Annotated in this window: 12 protein-coding genes, 4 tRNA genes and 1 riboswitch; of the genes, 14 read left to right on the top strand and 2 right to left on the bottom strand. The window is 38.3% G+C overall.

Translation table 11 applies throughout. The annotated features are described in order from the left end of the window. Positions 1-54: 54 nt before the first annotated feature. The gene (locus A6E03_RS13710) at positions 55-459 is read right to left on the bottom strand and encodes an H-NS family nucleoid-associated regulatory protein (RefSeq protein WP_065592953.1); all 405 of its coding nucleotides are present in this window, start codon (positions 457-459) and stop codon (positions 55-57) included. A 244-nt stretch (positions 460-703) separates the two neighbouring features. Beyond that, positions 704-886: riboswitch (Lysine riboswitch) on the top strand. Between the two features lie 78 nt (positions 887-964). Here A6E03_RS13710 and A6E03_RS13715 point away from each other — a divergent pair. The 13 genes from A6E03_RS13715 to nspC all read left to right on the top strand — a co-directional run bounded on the left by A6E03_RS13715 (position 965) and on the right by nspC (position 16,174). Next, positions 965-2,551, top strand: coding sequence for a Na+/H+ antiporter NhaC family protein (locus A6E03_RS13715; protein ID WP_065592954.1), 1,587 nt, complete (start codon positions 965-967; stop codon positions 2,549-2,551). A gap of 107 nt (positions 2,552-2,658) precedes the next feature. Then, on the top strand, positions 2,659-3,435 hold the full coding sequence (locus A6E03_RS13720) for a nucleotidyltransferase domain-containing protein (RefSeq protein ID WP_065601079.1): 777 nt from the start codon (positions 2,659-2,661) through the stop codon (positions 3,433-3,435). Positions 3,436-3,438: 3 nt separating this feature from the next. Beyond that, complete coding sequence (locus A6E03_RS13725) at positions 3,439-5,808, top strand: DNA polymerase II (protein WP_065601080.1); 2,370 nt, start codon at positions 3,439-3,441, stop codon at positions 5,806-5,808. Between the two features lie 239 nt (positions 5,809-6,047). Continuing rightward, positions 6,048-6,692: a UvrY/SirA/GacA family response regulator transcription factor gene (gene uvrY / locus A6E03_RS13730; RefSeq protein WP_065592957.1), complete on the top strand. Its 645-nt coding sequence runs from the start codon at positions 6,048-6,050 to the stop codon at positions 6,690-6,692. Next, entirely contained in the window at positions 6,692-8,518 is a 1,827-nt protein-coding gene (gene uvrC, locus A6E03_RS13735) for an excinuclease ABC subunit UvrC (protein ID WP_065601081.1), read from the top strand. Before uvrY ends, uvrC begins: the two co-directional genes overlap by 1 nt. Before the next feature lie 45 nt (positions 8,519-8,563). Beyond that, positions 8,564-9,118 carry a CDP-diacylglycerol--glycerol-3-phosphate 3-phosphatidyltransferase gene (gene pgsA, locus A6E03_RS13740; RefSeq protein WP_065592959.1) on the top strand — a complete coding sequence of 185 codons (555 nt, stop codon included), beginning with the start codon at positions 8,564-8,566 and terminating at the stop codon, positions 9,116-9,118. 316 nt (positions 9,119-9,434) lie between these two features. Next, a tRNA-Cys gene (locus tag A6E03_RS13745) sits at positions 9,435-9,508 on the top strand. A 22-nt stretch (positions 9,509-9,530) separates the two neighbouring features. Then, a tRNA-Gly gene (locus tag A6E03_RS13750) sits at positions 9,531-9,606 on the top strand. A 110-nt stretch (positions 9,607-9,716) separates the two neighbouring features. Further along, positions 9,717-9,803 (top strand) — tRNA-Leu (locus A6E03_RS13755). A 32-nt stretch (positions 9,804-9,835) separates the two neighbouring features. Continuing rightward, positions 9,836-9,911, top strand: a tRNA-Gly gene (locus A6E03_RS13760). A 951-nt stretch (positions 9,912-10,862) separates the two neighbouring features. Further along, complete coding sequence (locus A6E03_RS13765) at positions 10,863-13,751, top strand: pyridoxal phosphate-dependent class III aminotransferase (protein ID WP_065601082.1); 2,889 nt, start codon at positions 10,863-10,865, stop codon at positions 13,749-13,751. A gap of 13 nt (positions 13,752-13,764) precedes the next feature. Continuing rightward, positions 13,765-15,009, top strand: a complete 1,245-nt coding sequence (locus A6E03_RS13770) for a carboxynorspermidine synthase (protein WP_065601083.1) — start codon at positions 13,765-13,767, stop codon at positions 15,007-15,009. Between the two features lie 31 nt (positions 15,010-15,040). Further along, positions 15,041-16,174, top strand: coding sequence for a carboxynorspermidine decarboxylase (gene nspC, locus A6E03_RS13775; protein ID WP_176703487.1), 1,134 nt, complete (start codon positions 15,041-15,043; stop codon positions 16,172-16,174). A gap of 41 nt (positions 16,175-16,215) precedes the next feature. Here the strand turns inward: nspC and yccS are convergent, their stop codons facing one another. Next, positions 16,216-18,384 (bottom strand): YccS family putative transporter, encoded by a 2,169-nt coding sequence (yccS, locus tag A6E03_RS13780; RefSeq protein WP_065592963.1) that lies wholly within the window; start codon positions 18,382-18,384, stop codon positions 16,216-16,218. Between the two features lie 196 nt (positions 18,385-18,580). On the opposite strand from yccS, the gene helD reads away from it, so the two are divergent. Then, positions 18,581-20,644 carry a DNA helicase IV gene (gene helD, locus A6E03_RS13785; RefSeq protein WP_065601085.1) on the top strand — a complete coding sequence of 688 codons (2,064 nt, stop codon included), beginning with the start codon at positions 18,581-18,583 and terminating at the stop codon, positions 20,642-20,644. The last annotated feature ends 13 nt before the right edge of the window (positions 20,645-20,657 follow it).

Below are 20,657 nucleotides of genomic sequence, written 5' to 3' on the forward strand. Positions count from 1 at the left end.
AAAAAGGCGATTCTATTAATAGAACCGCCTTTTTATATAGAGCTTGTTTATTGATTAAACTAAAAACTCTTCTAAATCTGCACCAGCATCAAGTTGAGTTTGAAGAGCTGATGGAGTACGGCCTTGACCTGTCCATGTTTTTTCTGCGCCAGCATGATCTAAAAATTTATATTTAGCAGGGCGAGGAGCGCGTTTTTGTTTAGTTTTTACAGTAGTAGAAGACATTGTGTCTAATAGATCTTCTGGAGCTATACCACTTTCGATCATCATTTGACGGAATTCTTCAAGTTTCGCTTGTTTTTCAGCAAGTTGAGAGCGTTCTTCTGCTTCTGATTCTTGACGTTCAGCGACAACTGACTGCAGTTTTTCAAGTGCTTCTTCTAATTGTTCAAGTGTCATTTCACGAGACAATACACGTAGGCTACGTAGGTTTAGTAGTGTTTTAATAGTATCAGACATTTTTGGTCCTATATTTATTTTGATAATAAATTAATTATATAACATTGTAATAATATAACAAATTTTTTAATTAATAAATAAAAACAATCTTAATGACAAGAATATTAAAAGTGTATTTCCTCTTATAGAGAAAGTTGTAATTAAATATTGATAGGCTACCCATTTGAGTGGTCTGGTGTACTAATGTTAAAATACACATATATAGTATTGCAAAATTGTGTTCAACCCGTACAATGGTCGCACCTAAACGGGTAGAGGCGCACTGCCTAAAAGTAAATTGTCATAGGGTGATTCTGATGACGGCAATTGAAAGGAGTCAGTGCCGAAGTTAATTACGTTAATCAAACGTATTAGCTGGGGTTATTTTGAAAAGGAATAACACTGCCATAGTCAATTTATTTTTTAACTATGGAGCGCTACTGTAGGGAAATGTTTTTCTATTCACTTCCTTAGCGGCACCGCCGTATCTGCAGTAGATCTCCAACCAAACTGGTTGCTGTAGATCATGAACTTAGCTGATTTTTCAAATTCTCCGATATCAATATTGCCCCCATTAGTTGCTTTGGGCTTGGCAATTGTTACTCGCCGAGTACTACTTTCTCTTGGTGTGGGTATCGTTTTAGGCGCAATTCTGCTGTCTAATTACTCCATTTCTGGCACTGCGTCTTATACTTTTAGTTCTGTTAAAGGTGTTTTCATCGATGGTGGTTCTATTAATTCTTGGAATATGAGTATTGTTGCTTTCCTTATTTTATTAGGTATGACAACAGCGTTATTGACTCTTTCTGGTGGTACTCGTGCATTCGCTGAATGGGCACAAACAAGAATTAAAAGTAAACGTGGTGCAAAACTACTTGCTGCTTCTCTTGGTGTCTTTATTTTTGTTGATGATTATTTTAATAGCTTAGCTGTTGGTTCAATATCCCGCCCTGTAACTGACCGTTTTTATGTTTCAAGAGCCAAGCTTGCTTATATTCTAGATTCAACTGCCGCTCCAATGTGTGTATTAATGCCAGCTTCAAGTTGGGGTGCTTATATCATTACTATTATTGGTGGTATTTTAGTTTCACACGGCGTGACTGAATATTCGGCATTAGGTGCCTATGTTCGCCTGATCCCTATGAACTTTTATGCTGTGTTTGCACTATTAATGGTATTCGCTGTTGTTTGGTTCCAATTAGATGTTGGCCCAATGCGTGATCATGAAAATGAAGCCGCGCGTGGTAATGGATTTGATGATCAAGCGGTTAATGCGGAATCTAAAGACTTAAATGAAGAATTAAATATTAAGGAAAGTGAAACAGGTAAAGTATCTGATTTGATTTTCCCTATTATCGTACTTATTGTGGCAACTATTTTCTTCATGATATACACGGGTGGACAAGCATTAATTAGTGACGGCAAAGAATTTAATATTCTGGGTGCATTTGAAAATACGAATGTTGGCGCGTCACTATGCTACGGTGGTTTAATTGGTTTAGCCGCTTCATTAGTTACTGTGTTTCGTCAGGATATATCACTAAAAGACATTGGTATGACAATGTGGATTGGTGCGAAATCGATGTTTGGTGCAATCTTAATCCTATTCTTTGCATGGACTATTGGTTCTGTCATTGGTGATATGCAAACTGGTTCTTACCTATCTAGTCTAGCGCAAGGTAGCATTGGTATTCATTGGATCCCAGTAATTCTATTCCTATTATCTGGTCTAATGGCATTTAGTACAGGTACTTCATGGGGTACATTCGGTATTATGCTTCCAATTGCTGGTGATATGGCTGGTGCAACCGACATTACGCTTATCTTACCTATGTTAGGGGCAGTATTGGCGGGCTCTGTATTTGGTGATCACTGTTCACCAATTTCAGATACGACAATTCTATCTTCAACGGGGGCTCGTTGTAGTCATATTGACCACGTTGCAACTCAATTACCTTATGCATTATCAATTGCCGCTGTTTCTGCGGTTGGCTATATTGCGCTTGGTTTTACTGGTTCTGTATTGATGGCATTCCTTGCTTCTACCGCTGCCTTTATCCTTGTTTGTAGTGGTTTAATGGTTCTGTCTAAAAAGCGTACAGTAACAGCATAAGCGTTTTTTAGTTATAAATTAACCGGTCATCATGGCCGGTTTTTTATTGCTTTTTATTCCTTAAATCGCGATCATAACCCTCTTGTTTACACAGATTGGAGTGCTTTGTGTCTCGTTATACTTTACCTAATATTGATAAACATTCACCCTTTCAAAAAGAATTCGAACCTGCCATTCAAGATCTTATTGTTCATGTCCGCTCAGCTGTGCCTAAATCGATTCATAGTATTTATCTATATGGTAGCGTAGCAAGGCGTGAAGCAATTTCTGGACGATCTAACTTAGATGTAACCTTGATTACAACGGTGCCCTTAACCAATAAAGAACAAACCTTAATTAATACCATTAAAATAAGGTTTCAATCGAAATACCCGCAAATCACAGGGGTTACTTTTACTATTGGTGAAGTAACTGAAGTATTGCAGCTAGAATCAATATTCAGTTGGGGCTTTTGGCTTCGTCATTGTTGTGTTTGTATTTTGGGTGATGATTTATCTACTCGATTTGGTGATTTTGAACCCAGCTGGGAAATCGCAAAAAATATGAATATGGATATACAGGAGTGGCTACAGGTATATACAAAAAAAATATCAGTGAGTACCAGCATTAATGTTCAAGTCGAACAACAAAAAACGATAGCCAAAAAATTATTACGAAGCTGCTACTCTTTAGTCATGCATAGAGATAAAGGTTGGTATGATCATCCTGTGCTTTGTGCTCGAAAATTTTTGGAATATTATCCAGAAAAACAAACTGAAATTGAAAGGGTCGTTATGTTATTAAAAGGACGTAAAATCCCTAAACGTTCAACCATTGCCTTATTAGAAGAGTTTGGCGGTTGGGTTGTCAGTGAGTTTAATAAAATTGAAAGAAGAATAGGGTAAGCATTGAATTCATATCAGAGTGGCTTTTTACTTACTCGACAAAATAAAGAGATAAACTCTAATACTTTGATCGACTTATGGGTTAAATGTGATGACCACATCGCACACTTACTGGTTGAGAATGAACAAGCCGTTGCCTTTATTTTACAAGAACGCTTATCTGAATATGAATCTTTATTGAAATCAGAGAATATTCCTTATCTTATTAAGAATATTCAATTAACAACTTTTCACCACCAACCAGTTGTAGGTCTTTACTTTTCAACAACTCAACAAAAACGTCAAATGAGTCAGTTGATTGAACAAGCTGGTTTACCTATTTTTGAAAGTGATATTCGATTAGCTGATCGATATTTAATGGAGCGTTTTATTTGTGGTGGCTTGAATTTTGTAGGCTCCGCGATACAAAAAAGAGGCTATGTTGAATATCGTAACGTTAAAATAAAATCAGCTTCCATTTCACCTCAATTCACAAAAGTGTCGCTTGATATCGAATGTTCTGAAAAAGGTATTTTATATTCAGTAGCGCTGCATAGTGACTTAGATTCTCGAATTATTATGATCGGAGAGCCAGAGCATTCAGATCTATCTATTCAATGGGTTGATAATGAAAAAGCCCTGTTACTCGCTCTTGAGCATTGGTTCCAGACATTTGACCCTGATATTGTGATTGGTTGGAATGTTATTAATTTCGATTTCAGATTATTAATCCAACGAGCGAAATGGCATAACCTAGCTTTTCGAATAGGTAGAGGCAATAGCACGTTATATTGGCGAGATTCAGATAAAAATCGTCAACAAGGTTTTCTTTCTTTTCCAGGAAGAGTGGTGCTAGATGGCATTGATGCACTTAAAACCGCGACGTATCACTTTTCGAGTTGGTCTTTAGAATCAGTAGCGCAAGAGTTACTGAATGAGGGTAAATCGATACATGACCCAAGTGATCGTATGGGGGAAATTAATCGAATGTATCGTGAAGATAAGCAATCACTCGCTAAATATAACCTACAAGATTGTATTTTAGTTACCCGTATCTTTGAATTAACGCATTTGATTGAATTTGTTATTGAACGAACCAAATTAACTGGCGTGGAATTAGACCGTGTAGGAGGATCTGTTGCTGCTTTTACTAATTTGTATTTACCAAGGTTACATCGCTCAGGTTATGTCGCGCCTAACTTGGAAAGTGAAAATTGGATAGCAAGTCCTGGAGGCTATGTTATGAATTCAAAGCCAGGGTTGTATGAGTCAGTACTCGTTCTTGATTTTAAATCACTATATCCCTCAATCATTCGAACATTTAGAATCGATCCTCTTGGATTAATTGAAGGATTAAAGCAAGAGATAGGAAAAGAGCCTGAGCAAGCGATTGAGGGGTTTAGAGGTGGGCGTTTTCATAGGACAAAACACTTTTTACCTGCATTAATTGAATCTTTATGGTCAGCTAGAGATGAAGCAAAGCGCAATAATGAAAAAGCTTTTTCCCAAGCGATTAAGATAATCATGAACTCTTTTTATGGCGTTTTAGGCTCATCAGGGTGTCGATTCTTTGATCATCGATTAGCATCTTCAATTACGATGCGTGGGCATGAGATCATGAAAACTACTCGAGAGCTAATTGAAGAAAAAGGCTATGAGGTTATTTATGGCGATACGGATTCGACATTTGTTACTTTAGGAAAATCGATATCATCAAAAGAAGCAGATGATATTGGGCAGAGTTTAGTTTCGCATATTAACCAATGGTGGACTCAACATTTAACATCAATTTACAACATTGATTCAGCCTTAGAAATTGAATATGAAACGCATTACCGTACTTTTTTGATGCCAACGATCAGAGGATCGGAAACGGGGTCAAAAAAACGTTATGCAGGATTGATAAGGAATAATGGCAAAGAAGAGATTATTTTTAAAGGATTAGAGACGGTAAGGACTGATTGGACACCTCTGTCACAAACGTTCCAAAAAGTACTATTTGATAAAGTGTTTCATCAACAAGAAGTCAAAGAGTATGTTCGTACTTATGTGGATGATACGAAATCAGGAAAGTTAGATGATCAATTAATTTATAGAAAACGGTTAAGACGAAAGCTAGATGATTATCAAAAAAACGTTCCTCCTCATGTTAAAGCGGCGAGATTAGCTGATTATCATCGTCAAAAAATGGGGAAACCACCTCAATATCAATACGGTGGCTGGATTGAATATATTATTACAACATCAGGACCTGAACCGATAGAATTTCTAAGGAGTCCAATCGATTATGATCACTATGTTGAAAAACAATTAAAACCCATTGCGGATGGGATCCTTCCCTTTATAGGATTAGATTTTACGCAATTATCAGCATCGCAATTAGGTCTATTTTAACGAATCTTTTTATTGTATATTAATATCTGAGAGTGGAAATTTACTTCCTTATTTCATATACTTATTTTTTTATACGTGATTGGTATAGATAAATAGGACCTAAAGTCAAGACTATTTTAATAGTAAAACTTTGCGTCTTAACGCATAATCAATACGAGACAGCCTTATTTTTTAAGGTAAAATAGAGCATAAAATTCACCTCAATCGAGGTAGCGGTAAATTAAGTCGGAGTGTCAGTTGTGATTAGAGTTTTCCTTGTAGATGATCATGAGCTGGTTCGCACAGGGATTAGACGTATTCTTGAAGACGTCCGTGGAATTAAAGTAGTAGGGGAAGCTCACAGCGGTGAAGACGCCGTAAAATGGTGTCGAACAGAACAGGCAGATATTGTTCTAATGGATATGAACATGCCTGGCATTGGTGGCCTAGAAGCCACGAAAAAGATTTTACGATTCAATCCAGATATGAAAGTAATAGTATTAACGATTCATACTGAAAATCCATTTCCAACGAAAGTAATGCAAGCTGGTGCTGCTGGTTATTTAACGAAAGGAGCAGGCCCAGACGAAATGGTTAACGCTATTCGAATGGTGCAAAGTGGGCAACGTTACTTGTCTCCTGAAATCGCGCAACAAATGGCATTAAGTCAATTTACGCCTGATTCTGAAAACCCATTTAAAGAGTTGTCAGAACGTGAATTACAAATAATGATTATGATTACTAAGGGCGAGAAAGTAACGGATATTTCCGAACAACTGAATTTAAGCCCAAAAACAGTAAACAGTTATCGTTATCGATTATTCAGTAAATTGAGTATCAGTGGTGATGTAGAATTAACTCATTTAGCTATTCGTCATGGTATTTTAGATGCTGAGACATTGTAGTGTCTTCTTTTGATTCAACTGCTTTCTTAAAATCAGTAACTCATCAGCCTGGTGTTTATCGTATGTATAACACTGAGGCTGACGTTATTTATGTAGGTAAAGCCAAAGATTTAAAAAAACGATTATCTAGTTATTTTCGTAGTAATATCCCTTCAGAAAAAACTAAAGCGCTTGTTACTCATATTGCTCAAATAGATGTAACGGTAACACACTCAGAAACCGAAGCTCTTATTCTAGAGCACAATTATATTAAGCAGTATTTACCTAAATATAATGTATTGCTTAGAGACGATAAGTCATATCCTTATATTTTCATTTCGAATCATCAGCATCCTAGGATCTCTATCCATCGCGGAACGAAACGAAAAAAAGGGGAGTATTTTGGTCCTTATCCAGATTCTGGAGCGGTAAGAGAAAGCCTACACCTTATTCAAAAACTTTTTCCTATTCGTCAATGCGAAGATTCTGTCTATGCAAACCGCCATCGACCTTGCTTGATGTATCAAATTGGGCGTTGTTTAGCGCCTTGTGTAAAAGGAATTATCAGCGATGAAGAATACAAAGAGCAAACTGAATTTATTCGTTTATTTTTGCAAGGGAAAGACAGACAAGTTATTCAAACACTAGTAGAACAAATGGAAGACGCAAGTCAGTCATTGAAATTTGAAAAAGCAGCTACGATCCGAGATCAAATTCAAGCGATGAGACGAGTACAAGAACAACAGTATGTATCTGATGATAGTGGTGATGATCTTGATGTTCTTGGTTTTGCTATAGAGAATGGGCTAGCTTGCATTCACTTGTTGATGATTAGACAAGGTGAAATTTTAGGAAGTCGTAGTTTCTTTCCTAAGATCCCGGCTAAAACAGAAAAAGATGAAGTATTTCTAAGCTTTTTGACACAATACTATTTAAACCATTCTCAAGGTCGAACGATACCGAATAGAGTGGTGACAAGCTTCGAATTCAACGGTGATAGTTTAGAAACGGCGCTAACCGAGCTCTCTGGGCGAAAGGTTATTTTTCAGTTAAACCCGAAAGGAATAAAAGGGCGATATTTAAAGCTAGCAGATACGAATGCGTTAACTGCATTGACGAGTAAATCTAATCATAAGCTAACTATTTATCAGAGATTTAAACAGCTTGAAGAGGCATTATCTTTAGCGTCGATCCAAAGGATGGAATGTTTTGATATTAGCCACACAATGGGAGAGAAGACGGTTGCTTCGTGCGTTGTTTTTAATCAGGAAGGACCAGTAAAAGCAGAGTATAGGCGGTATAATATAACTGGAATAACCGGAGGGGATGATTACGCAGCGATGGCTCAAGTACTTGAACGTCGTTACAGTAAACAGCTTGATGTGGATAAAATTCCAGACATTGTCTTTATTGATGGCGGTAAAGGGCAGTTAAACAGAGCTTATGATGTTATCTCTAAGCATTGGGATGATTGGCCAAAACAGCCTCTTTTGCTGGGTATCGCAAAAGGGGTGACACGTAAACACGGGTTGGAGACTTTGGTCAAAACGTCGGGTGAAGAATTTTCAATGCCAAGTGATTCACCTGCTTTGCATTTAATTCAACATATTAGGGATGAAAGTCATAATCACGCGATTAGTGGTCATCGAGCACAACGTGCGAAAGTAAGAAAAACCAGTACGTTACAAAATATCGAAGGGGTTGGTCCGAAACGAAGACAGGCTTTATTGCAATATTTAGGTGGTCTACAAGAATTAAAAAGTGCAAGTGTTGAAGAAATAGCCAAAGTGCCTGGAATTAGTCATTCTTTGGCAGAAAAAATACAGGATGCGTTGAAACACGGGTAAAAAAAGCGCACCATAGGATCAGCCGACCAAAATTTAAGAATTATTATGCGATTAACGATACCAAATATACTTACGTTTATTCGACTAGCACTTATTCCAGTGTTTGTTGTTGTTTTTTACCTACCTTATGAATGGTCAGCGGTTGCTGCTGCAATGGTATTCTGGGTTGCAGGTTTTACAGATTGGTTAGATGGATTATTAGCAAGAAAACTCGGTCAAACTTCTCGTTTTGGTGCTTTTTTAGACCCTGTCGCTGATAAAGTAATGGTCGCAGCGGCTTTAATTTTGATTACAGAGCATTATCATTCTGTTTGGATTACTATTCCTGCAATAACAATGATTGGACGTGAACTTATTATTTCAGCATTGAGAGAGTGGATGGCTGAAATTGGTAAGCGGGCAAGTGTTGCGGTGTCGTGGGTAGGTAAAGTAAAAACGGTTTCTCAAATGTTTGCTTTGTGGGTTTTGATTTGGCGTTATGATGATTGGATGGTGTGGGTTGGCTATGTTGCACTTTATGTAGCGACAATTTTAACCTACTGGTCTATGGTTCAATACCTAGCTGCAGCAAAAGATGATTTGCTTAATGCAGATGATTAGATAGATAATCGAGATGAAAAGCGAACTTTGGTTCGCTTTTTTTATATCTTAAAAATAAACCACGCATAGTGATCTGATATAACAAGCTTTTGTATTAGTATTTTCTTTAACATAAACATCATTTTTTCAATTATCTTGTTCCTTAAGCTGTTTGAAGAGCTTGTTTTCGTTTGTTTTATATTCATTTTGAGTGCATTTTATTCAAACGAAACAAAAACACAAAAATAGTGTTGACTCTAAGTGCTGAATCAGTAAAATGCGTCCTGTACCCAAGAGGAAGGCAGCAAATAAGCCGCTAGATAATTTGGATTACAACGGCGCCTTGGCAGAGTGGCTATGCAGCGGATTGCAAATCCGTGAACCTCGGTTCGATTCCGGGAGGCGCCTCCATTCTCTTTTAAAGAGAAGACTTGCGACACTAGCTCAGCTGGTAGAGCGCAACCTTGCCAAGGTTGAGGTCACGAGTTCGAGCCTCGTGTGTCGCTCCAAATTTGTAAAAAGTAGTCAAGTAACATTGGCAGACTGCTTAAAAGATGGTGTCTAACCTGCTTTATTATTAAAGCGCATTGGTTGGGAGCATCGCAATAAAGAATTGCGTGCCCTGGTGGTGGAATTGGTAGACACAAGGGATTTAAAATCCCTCGGCGTTCGCGCTGTGCCGGTTCAAGTCCGGCCCGGGGCACCATCTATTAAAGTCTATATCGCAAGATATAGCATGCGACACTAGCTCAGCTGGTAGAGCGCAACCTTGCCAAGGTTGAGGTCACGAGTTCGAGCCTCGTGTGTCGCTCCAAATTAAGAAGCCCAATCAGAAATGGTTGGGCTTTTTTACGTTTGTAGCAGAGTAAGAAGAGGCTCGACTCATGACCTCAATAACTATCAATTCAACTGGTAGAGCGCAACCTTGCCACGGTTGAGGTCACGCCTAGCACCTCGAAGATCGGGAGCCTCGTGTGTCGCTTTAGTTTCTTTAAATAGAAAGTAGAAGCCCAATCAGAAATGGTTGGGCTTTTTGACGTTTGTAGCAAAGTAAGAAGAGGCTCGACTCATTACCTCAATAACTATCAACTCAGCTGGTAGAGCGCAACCTTGCCAAGGTTGAGGTCACGCCTAGCACCTCGAAGATCGGGAGCCTCGTGTGTTGCTCTAGTTTCTTTAAATAGAAAGCAGAAGCCCAATCAGAAATGGTTGGGCTTTTTGACGTTTGTAGCAAAGTAGAATAACGCTATAGATTGCCTTCAATTAGAATAGCTTACTTGGTAAAGGCCATTATTTATTAATAGTAAGATCTAAATGATACTTCTATTATGGAAAATCATTGCCATGTTATGAACAGATATGTTATTTTCATTCACAATCTCGGAACCGTTCTGGGGGAGACGCGTTTTACTATCAAATGAAATAGTAAATACGTAGGGTAGGTATCAACAAGGTTATTGTTGATAGAAGGGATACTAGTGACAAAATGTCACGTTTATGGGAAACCCAACAGTGAACGAATTTAAATTACACACCACAATCCGCTTTATCTTTCCAATCTGTCCGGTTCTTGACGCTGGAAGCATTACTGAACCTTGAATCTTTGAAAAATCATAGCCATCACTTGGCTTAATTTCCATAAGCACATTGCTATGGAATGCATTTTTACATCTTAACTTTTCTCACTTTTAGTTTTTGGCATTATTTTGTCAAAAAAAGAGCACGGGTAAGTTAAAGGAATATATGATTTTTCAAGGTTAGAAAAATGAGTACACTTTTTGATGTCAATACTGACATTGTAATACCAAAATTTTCAGTTGAAACTCCTATTGTCGATGAGCTTTATGACTTAACTCCAGATCATAATGTCGTTGAACAGTCTGAAAATGAATCCAAAGTACGATCATATCCTCATCGTTTTCCTATAGCGATACAACAAGCGTGTGGTGCATTGGTTGAGGATACTCGGGGTCAAATTTATTTAGATTGTCTTGCGGGAGCAGGTACACTCGCATTAGGTTATAACCACCCCGAAATTAATCAAGCACTAAAGGATCATCTAGATTCAGGGTTACCGTACCAAACACTAGATATAACCACTCCTGTTAAAAATAAATTTATTCAACAGGTAAAATCATTCTTACCTTCTTATTTCTCAGAGTCCTCGGTTATTCAATTTTGCGGACCTTCCGGTGCCGATGCTGTAGAAGCGGCAATCAAGTTAGCAAAGCAAACGACAGGCCGAAACACTATGTTTGCTTTTCGTGGTGCTTATCATGGTATGACTAATGGCACGATGGGGTTAATGGGGAATCTCGGAACAAAAGCTCGTCGAACGGGATTAATGTCAGAGGTTCATTTTATGCCATTCCCATACGACCTTCGCTGTCCTTTTGGTATCGGTGGTGATGCAGGTGCAGAAGCGAGTATTCGCTATATCGAACGTTTATTAAATGACGATGAAGCTGGAATTATGAAACCTGCAGCCATGATCGTTGAACCAATTCAAGGTGAGGGTGGTGTTATTCCAGCGCCCGCATTTTGGTTAAAAGAATTACGCAGAGTCTGTGACGAACATAATATTCTCTTGATCCTTGATGAAATTCAATGTGGTGTAGCTAAGTCTGGGTACAACTTTGCATTTGAAGAGTCAGGGATCACGCCTGATATTCTTTGTCTATCAAAAGCAATTGGTGGTGGATTGCCAATGTCATTGCTTGTCTTTAACAAGACGATAGATACTTGGAATGCAGGAGAGCACACGGGAACCTTTAGAGGAAACCAGCTTGCTATGGTATCAGGGTCAAAAGCATTAGAGATAATACAACGTGATAGTTTAGTTACTAAGGCACAAGTTGTTGGAGAATATTTTAAAAAAGGATTACAAGCAATTCAACAGCGAGTCAGTTGTATTGCTGAGGTGCGTGGTCGTGGTCTGATGTTGGGTGTCGAGATCCAACAAAGAGACGGAAGTAAAAATAAATTTGGAGAACCAAACAGTGATGGCGAACTCACATTAGCTATTCAACGAGCTTCCTTAGAGCGTGGGCTTATGATTGAAAAAGGAGGCCGAGATGGGTCAGTTCTTCGCTTTTTACCGCCTTTAATTATTAGCCTTGAGCAAATAGATTTTGCGTTAAAAGTACTAGAAGAGGCCATTGTTTCACTCTCGCCTGAAGTTCAAAATGAGCAAGATCCTCAAGACAGTTGGAAGCCGCATTTTATCCAAACTGGTGAAGGAGGATCTGAGCAATTCCTCACGATGTTAAATCACACCAACAAAGCATTATCTTCTGTGTTTGAAAAGATAGATAAGCCTTACTCTGGACTTGAACCAGCACAGCTCGAACAAGCAATCCATAACGTTGATTTAGACAGTAAGCCACATAATTTGCGTGATGTTATTGATAGCACAATCGATTTGGTAGTCAAAAACGCCATCTTTGTTCAGCATCCTCACTGTATTGCTCACCTTCATACTCCTCCATTATTACCAGCTATAGCTGCAGAAGCGATGATAGCCGCTTTAAATCAATCAATGGATTCTTGGGACCAAGCTTCATCTGCAACTTACGTTGAGCAAAAAGTGATTAATTGGGTTTGTGGGAAATACCAGTTAGGCCATAAGGCAGATGGTGTTTTTACTAGCGGTGGTACACAAAGCAATTTAATGGGATTACTGCTTGCTAGGGATTGGATTGCCGACAAAATAAGTGATCATTCAATTCAACAAATGGGCTTACCTGATTATGCGGATAGATTACGAATTATATGCTCTAAAAAATCACATTTTACTGTCCAAAAATCGGCCTCTTTATTAGGTTTAGGAGAGAGTTCAGTATGCAGTGTTGACGCTAATCATAACGGTACAATTAATATTAATTCATTAGAAAAAACGCTGAATGAATTAAAAGAAAGTGGGCTCATTCCCTTTGTATTAGTAGGAACCGCTGGGACGACGGATCATGGTGCTATTGATGATTTATCCGCTCTTGCAGACTTAGCTCAATCACAAGGTATGTGGTTCCATGTTGATGCCGCTTATGGGGGAGCATTGGTATTAAGTCGTCATAAGAAACGTTTGAATGGTATTGATAAAGCAGATTCGCTCAGCGTTGATTTTCATAAACTATTTTATCAAACCGTCAGCTGTGGTGCGCTATTAGTGAAAGATAAATCACACCTTGGTTATTTATTACATCATGCAGAGTACTTAAACCGAGAAGAAGATGAACTGCCTAATTTAGTTGATAAATCGATTGCTACAACGAAACGATTTGATGCGCTCAAAGTCTTTATGACAATGCAAAGTGTTGGGCCAGAACAGCTCGGTAAAATGTACGATCACCTGTTAGAACAGACGCAACAAGTCGCTGAATTAATTACTCATCGTGAGGGGTTTGAATTACTGGAAATACCTTCATTATCAACCATATTATTTCGTGTTAAAAACTCAAATATCAAGGACTTAGATAAGTTTAATAAAACATTGAGAGTTGAAGCGTTAATTCGTGGAATCGCAGTATTAGGTGAAACTGTCGTGGGTGAAAAAACAGCGTTGAAATTCACCATATTAAATCCATGTTTAAAGATCAGTGATTTTGAATCTTTATTAGAAAAAATTGAAAATTTAATAATTGAATTAGAAAAATAAGGGTAAAACGATAATGTCTATTCTACAAATTGGCGCCGGTGGCGTTGGATGGGTAATTGCACATAAAGCAGCTCAAAATAATGACACTTTAGGTGATATCACGATTGCTTCTCGTATCATTGTAAAATGTGAAAAGATCATCGAATCGATTAAAGGTAAGAACAACCTGAAAGATACGACGAAAAAACTAGAAGCAAAAGCCGTAAATGCAGATGATATTGACGCACTTGTTGCTCTTATTGAAGATGTTAAGCCTGATCTTGTCATTAATGCCGGCCCTCCATGGGTAAATATGTCAATTATGGAAGCGTGCTATCAAGCACAAGTCTCGTATTTAGACACATCGGTAGCTGTGGATTTATGCTCAGAAGGACAACAAGTGCCTGAAGCCTATGATTGGCAATGGGGTTACCGTGAAAAATTCAAAGACGCCGGCATTACTGGCATTCTAGGTGCAGGTTTTGATCCCGGCGTAGTCAGCGTATTTGCTGCCTATGCCGTTAAGCATCTGTTTGATGAGATCGAAACTATTGATGTAATGGATATCAACAATGGTGATCACGGTAAAAAATTTGCAACCAATTTTGACCCTGAAACTAATATGTTAGAGATCCAAGGAGATTCTTTCTATTGGGAAAATGGAGAATGGAAGCAAGTTCCGTGTCATACACGTATGCTTGAATTTGATTTCCCACATTGTGGTAGCCATAAAGTCTATTCAATGGCACATGATGAAGTACGTTCAATGAAAGAGTTTATCCCTGCAAAACGGATTGAATTTTGGATGGGGTTCGGGGATACCTACTTAAATTATTTTAATTGTATGCGTGATATTGGCTTATTAAGTCCTGATCCACTGACATTGCATGACGGTACGGTTGTTCAGCCTCTACATGTATTAAAAGCGTTATTGCCAGATCCAACGTCCCTTGCTCCTGGTTATACAGGGTTAACTTGTATTGGAACCTGGGTGCAAGGTAAAAAAGACGGAAAAGAGCGCAGTGTGTTTATTTACAATAATGCCGATCATGAAGTGGCATATGAAGACGTAGAGCATCAAGCGATTTCTTATACTACAGGTGTACCTGCAATTACTGCAGCATTACAATTTTTTCATGGTAAATGGGCAGATGCTGGTGTTTTCAATATGGAACAGTTAGATCCTGATCCGTTTCTAGAAACGATGCCAACAATTGGCTTGGATTGGCATGTGCAAGAGCTAGTGCCAGGGCAAGCAAAGATCAACACGTTAAAATAAATCAGTAGAGAACATAATCATGAGAGCTCAATTGAATAAGAATAACTTAAAAACACCTTATTTTATGATTGATGAAAAGAAGTTAGTTGCTAATCTTGAAGTAGCTAAACGATTAAAAGAGCTATCAGGGGTCAAGTTAGTATTGGCATTAAAATGCTTTTCGACGTGGGGCATATTTAGCATCATTAAACCTTATCTTGACGGTACAACAAGCAGTGGTCCTTATGAAGTCAAATTAGGTAATGAGACTTTTGGTGGTGAAACCCATGCTTACAGTGTGGGCTACAGTGAAGATGATGTAAAAGAAGTCGTCGATATTTGCGATAAAATGATCTTTAATTCGCAATCGCAACTTGCAGCTTATCGCCATTTAGTTGAAGGAAAGGCATCAATAGGACTTCGCTTAAATCCCGGAGTCAGTTATGCAGGCCAAGACTTGGCCAATCCTGCTCGTGAGTTTTCGCGTTTAGGGGTGCAAGCCGATCATCTAGCTCCTCAAGTGCTTGAAAGCATCAATGGCGTAATGTTCCACATGAATTGTGAAAATAAAGACGTAGATGCATTTTCATCATTATTAGAAGCAATTTCAGATAAATTTGGTGCTTATCTCGATAAGTTAGAGTGGGTAAGTTTAGGGGGTGGTGTGTTCTTTACATGGCCAGACTATGATGTTGAAAAATTAGCATTGGTTTTAAAAACGTTTTCAGAGAGGCATGGAGTACAACTCTATCTTGAGCCAGGCGAAGCGATCATTACAAAAACCGCGGATCTTGTTGTGAGTGTGGTCGATATTGTTGAGAATGGTAAGAAAACAGCCATAGTTGATTCTGCAACAGAAGCACATCGTCTTGATACCTTAATCTATAATGAACCAGCATCAGTATTAGAGTCTTCTGAGAATGGGAAATACAATTATGTGATTGGATCTTGTTCATGTTTAGCGGGAGATCAGTTTTGCGAAACACAATTTGAACAACCATTAGAAATAGGCCAAAAGCTGCACCTATTAGATAGCGCTGGTTATACCATGGTGAAGCTAAACTGGTTTAACGGTTTGAAAATGCCATCTATATACTGTGAGCGAGCCAACGGTCAGATTGAAAAAATGAATGAGTTTAGTTATAACGATTTCAAACGCTCATTATCACAATGGACAGTTAGTTAACTGTAATTAATGCATATAACAATGGCAGTATATTCATACTGCTATTTTTTTTCAGAAACCTGAGTGCCTAATATCGTAGATAAAGAATGCATTTCAGGTAGGATTTGATGCATTAAATGCAGTTGTTGTAATACCATTCTTACAGAGTCCTCATCTTCATCACGCCATTCAGATAATCGTTTCTCAATGCTTTCTTCTGCCATAATATTTAATTCTTCATTACAGTCAGAATTCGTAAACTGACATTGGATTTGGTTCAGATGTGAATGAATAATACGGTGTGATTCAGCAACCAATTGATGAGTTTCTTCATCTTTTAATCGTGTTCTATGGGCACCAAGTGCAGAAATATAGCTAAGCATCGCATGACATAGGCAAAGAAAACGAAATGATTCGTCTACTGCAGTTTGGTATTTTCCTGGTTCTATAAGCATGTTACTAATGGCAGAACTAAGTGCGGCTTCATTATTATGAGCCTGGCGTCGAGAGAGTCGATATTGGAGGGAATCTTTTTTCCCCGCCCTATATTGAGCAATAATATTTGATAAGTAATCTTGATGGGCATGAACCGTATCAGCCATTACCTTATGTAAGCGCTTGGATTGCCAGTCAGGCAAAATATAAGTGACGGCAACCACAGCCAAAATACAGCCAACAATGGTATCTCCCAAACGAGGAAGAATTACGGCATAACCTTCACCTAATTGGTTAAAGCAAAATAAAACTAAGATTGTGATGAAGGCGGTAGCAAAGCCATAGTTAGCTAGACGAAAAGCAAAGAACAAAACCCCAGCAATAACCATTAAAACTAATTGACTATCCAGAGAAGGAAACAGAACGAGCAGTGCCGTTCCTGCCAACAGTCCGATCAGAGTTCCAGCGACACGAGCAACGAGTTTTTCTTTTGTGGCACTGTAGTTTGGTTGGCAGACAAAAAGCGTGGTCAATAAAATCCAATAGCCGCGATCCAAATCAAATGCTTGAATAATGCCATAACCAGCAGTGAGAGCTAAAGCCATTCGAATAGCGTGGCGAAATAGAACAGAATCAGTGGTTAGATTCGCTCTTAATCGTTGCCACATTGCTTTAGGGGTATGAGCTCCTTGATCAGCCAATACGGTGTCTTCTTCGCTTTCTAAACTTCGTTCAGGATTGCTAATATTGGCAAATTGACGTTCAACCGTCGCGAGGTTGTTAAATAAATATTCAAGCTGAATTACCGATAAGCGCCACTCTGGTCGCTGTTGTTCCTTCAGGGCAATTAAGGATTGTTGTAATTCATCTAATGCAAAAATAGAGGTTTGGGCGTGTTGATAAGGTAAACCAAGTGATAAACAACGAGCGACTTCTTTACAAGCCTCTGATTGGCTATGCAATAAATGCTTAAAGCGAAAGAGAATATCACTTCGGTTAAATGTATTAGCAAGATCTTGATAGCGATAATGGCTAGAGCTGACTCGCTCATGGATGTCTTGAGCAATAAAATATATCTTTAGAAAGCGGTCGCTTGCACCAACAACATGGCCGCCTTTAGCTCTCGTTAATAAAGATGCCTTACTGTTATTCAACGCCGTCACCATTTGTGCGTTATTTTTTGCTTCTTGAAGGCGGTAAGGCTGAGGTACTAGATTTGTGATGGGATGAAATAGCTCACTTTTACTATTTAAGTAAGTCGCCATGGTATCAAAAACGGTAGCTAGGTTTTGTTGTACTGGCTGTAAAGGCCAGAAAATTTGCCAAGTTAATGAGATTGAATAATACCAAGCAGCCCCCCCTAGAAGAAGCATAGGTTGATACCATATGTTAGGGCTTTCTGCTGCGCCTAGCATGGTATAAATAGCGATCAGTAAAGAACCAAATGCGATGCTTGCATAACGAGGGCCTAAGGCTCCAAGCATGATAAACGAAAAAGTAGAGCAAAAAAGACCAATCGCAAATAAGATAGGGGTTTTAAAAAGAAGCTCAATAGAGAAAGCTGCAACGGCAAAGCAAATAAAAGTTAAGAAAAGAGCCTTGAGTCGACCAGATAATTTATCGTCAGTTTCTGCTAATGCAGCGGCAATGATGCCTAAAATTAATGGAGTAATTGCGGTGTTTTGTTCTAAATACCAACAAGGAATAACCGCGCCAACTAGAGCGATTAATACACGAATACTGAAATTAATGGTTTTATTGGACCAATATTGACGAAAAAGTTGGCGATAGCTCACAATAGGTATTATCTAATAATGCAAAAGCCTATCATAACAAAGTCCTATAGGGATGAAAGCAACATAGAGTAGATCATTGTCTTAATACTGATCTGGGACAACAAAAAAAGAACCTGATATCCTATCCCTCTTCCAGTCATCCATGGGTGCTTAAAATATGCCCATAAATATAATTATCCTTAGGTAGTATTGAATCATGCAGATCAAAGCAACCACCTTCGCTCAGTGGTTAGTTCAAGGTGATTATTATCAACTTGAATTAGAGCAAGAGCAGCTGTTGTTTACCTCACATAAGTTCCAAGTATCTGTTCCGTTTGATAAATGGAGTGGAAAGGTTACCTTTCAAAGAGGGTTGATTTGGAGTTCTCTGTGTTTTTATAATCGTAATGAACAAATTGCGTGGCGAGTGTCAGGTTTACCGTGGCAAGAATGCGATGTCATTATTAATACCGTATTAAATGCGTATGCTGATTGGAAAGAATCTAAAATAGTGATGCTTAATCAACTTAAACCACAAATGTTAAATTTGGTTAAAGACTTTAGTGGTCAGCGTCGTTTTTTAAAACAAACAGAAGCATTATTAATGGTTGAAAAATTGTATGATTTGTTTGAACAAACACAATTATCAATTCCACTTGCTGAGCAGCTCCAACCAAATTGTATTGCTCCTGTTCTTAACTGGCTTACCGATCCAGAGTTACAATTAACAGAACTTAATAATGAATGGTTAGAGGAACAAAAAACAGAATGGAAAGATTTCTTTTCTAGATGTGAATCTCAGCCACTTAATGAATCTCAGCAAAGTGCCTTGTTATTAAATGAGGATCATACCTTAGTCTTAGCGGGTGCTGGTTCCGGTAAAACGAGCGTCCTTGTTGCTCGGGTTAATTATTTAATTGAAAGTGGCCAGGCACAGCCTGATGAAGTGTTATTGCTTGCTTTTGGTCGCCAAGCCGCTCAAGAGATGTCAGGCAGAATTATCGAGAAATTGGGGTTTGATGTTGGTCAAAAAGTAAAGGTCGCTACATTTCATCAATTAGGATTAGAAATTATTCGCCATGCGGAATACCAACAGCCTAAACTTTCTTGTCTGGTTACTGATGTAAAAAGCCGTAAAGAATGGTTTGTTCACGTACTTGATTCAGAATGGAAAAATGCGACGGCGATGAATCGTTGGAAAAAACATCTAAAAAAATGGCCAATTGCTTATCTTCGTGGTGATGTCGATTTAAAAGAAGAATCGCATAATGAGAAGCTTCAAGAATGGTTATATAAACAGATCTGCCAACTAAATGCATTGCAATTGGATAAAAAATCAACGTTAGAAAAGATAGAATCACATCTTGATGTTGCACGATTAAAAAGTGAATTAAATATCGTTTGGCCGTTTTTTAAGGCGTATGAACGAACGTTAAAACATGAAGAAGCGATTGACTACGAGTTGATGATCTCAAAAGCTAAGCAGTATATTAATGATAAAAAATATGCACTGCCTTGGGCGTTTGTGATGGTGGATGAGTATCAAGATATTTCACCACAGCGTTTAGATTTAATTGAAGCGATTTGTCACAACGAAAATACGCATCAAGAAAAAGCAACGCTCTTTGCTGTGGGAGATGATTGGCAAGCGATTTATCGTTTTGCAGGTGCTGATGTATCTTTAACTACCGGTTTTGAAAAGCGTTTTCAATCAACTCAAATTGCATATTTATCTACGACATATCGCTTTAATGATCAAATTGGTGCAGTGGCAAATAGGTTTATCCAAGAAAACCCGATGCAGCTTACAAAAGAGCTGAACAGCTTTACTAAGCAAAAAAGAAAAGCCGTGAAAGTGATAGAGCATAATTCAATTGAAAAAGAATTATTGTCATTATCTAAAAACAGTAAAGATGGCGATAAAGTGTTAATTCTGGGGCGAAACCATAGCCATAAACCAGATGGTTTTGATGAATGGACAAAGTTTTATCCTGGATTAAATTTGGAATATAAAACGTGTCATGCGAGTAAAGGAACTGAAGCCGATTATGTTTTTATTGTTGAAATGACAGACGGTCAATTTCCGATGAAAATCAGATCAGAATCTCTAGATAGCGCATTACTTCCTCATGAAGAGGAGTTTAGTTATGCAGAAGAACGACGTTTATTTTATGTTGCATTAACCAGAGCCAAGAAAAAGGTCTGGGTAGCATATCATGGCAAACCTTCTCCCTTTGTTCAGGAAATCGTTGATAAAGATTACCCTGTTATTATTGAGTAATATTCTTAAGTTA

It is taken from the genome of Aliivibrio sp. 1S128 (assembly GCF_001691065.1).
Lineage (GTDB): Bacteria > Pseudomonadota > Gammaproteobacteria > Enterobacterales > Vibrionaceae > Aliivibrio.

Excerpts from the sequence above, each read along its gene's own strand:
- A6E03_RS13765 (WP_065601082.1), top strand. The coding sequence starts at position 10,863 with ATGAGTACACTTTTTGATGTCAATACTGACATTGTAATACCAAAATTT.
- A6E03_RS13770 (WP_065601083.1), top strand. The coding sequence starts at position 13,765 with ATGTCTATTCTACAAATTGGCGCCGGTGGCGTTGGATGGGTAATTGCA.
- A6E03_RS13715 (WP_065592954.1), top strand. The coding sequence starts at position 965 with ATGAACTTAGCTGATTTTTCAAATTCTCCGATATCAATATTGCCCCCA.
- A6E03_RS13710 (WP_065592953.1), bottom strand. The coding sequence starts at position 459 with ATGTCTGATACTATTAAAACACTACTAAACCTACGTAGCCTACGTGTA.
- helD (WP_065601085.1), top strand. The coding sequence starts at position 18,581 with ATGCAGATCAAAGCAACCACCTTCGCTCAGTGGTTAGTTCAAGGTGAT.
- pgsA (WP_065592959.1), top strand. The coding sequence starts at position 8,564 with ATGCGATTAACGATACCAAATATACTTACGTTTATTCGACTAGCACTT.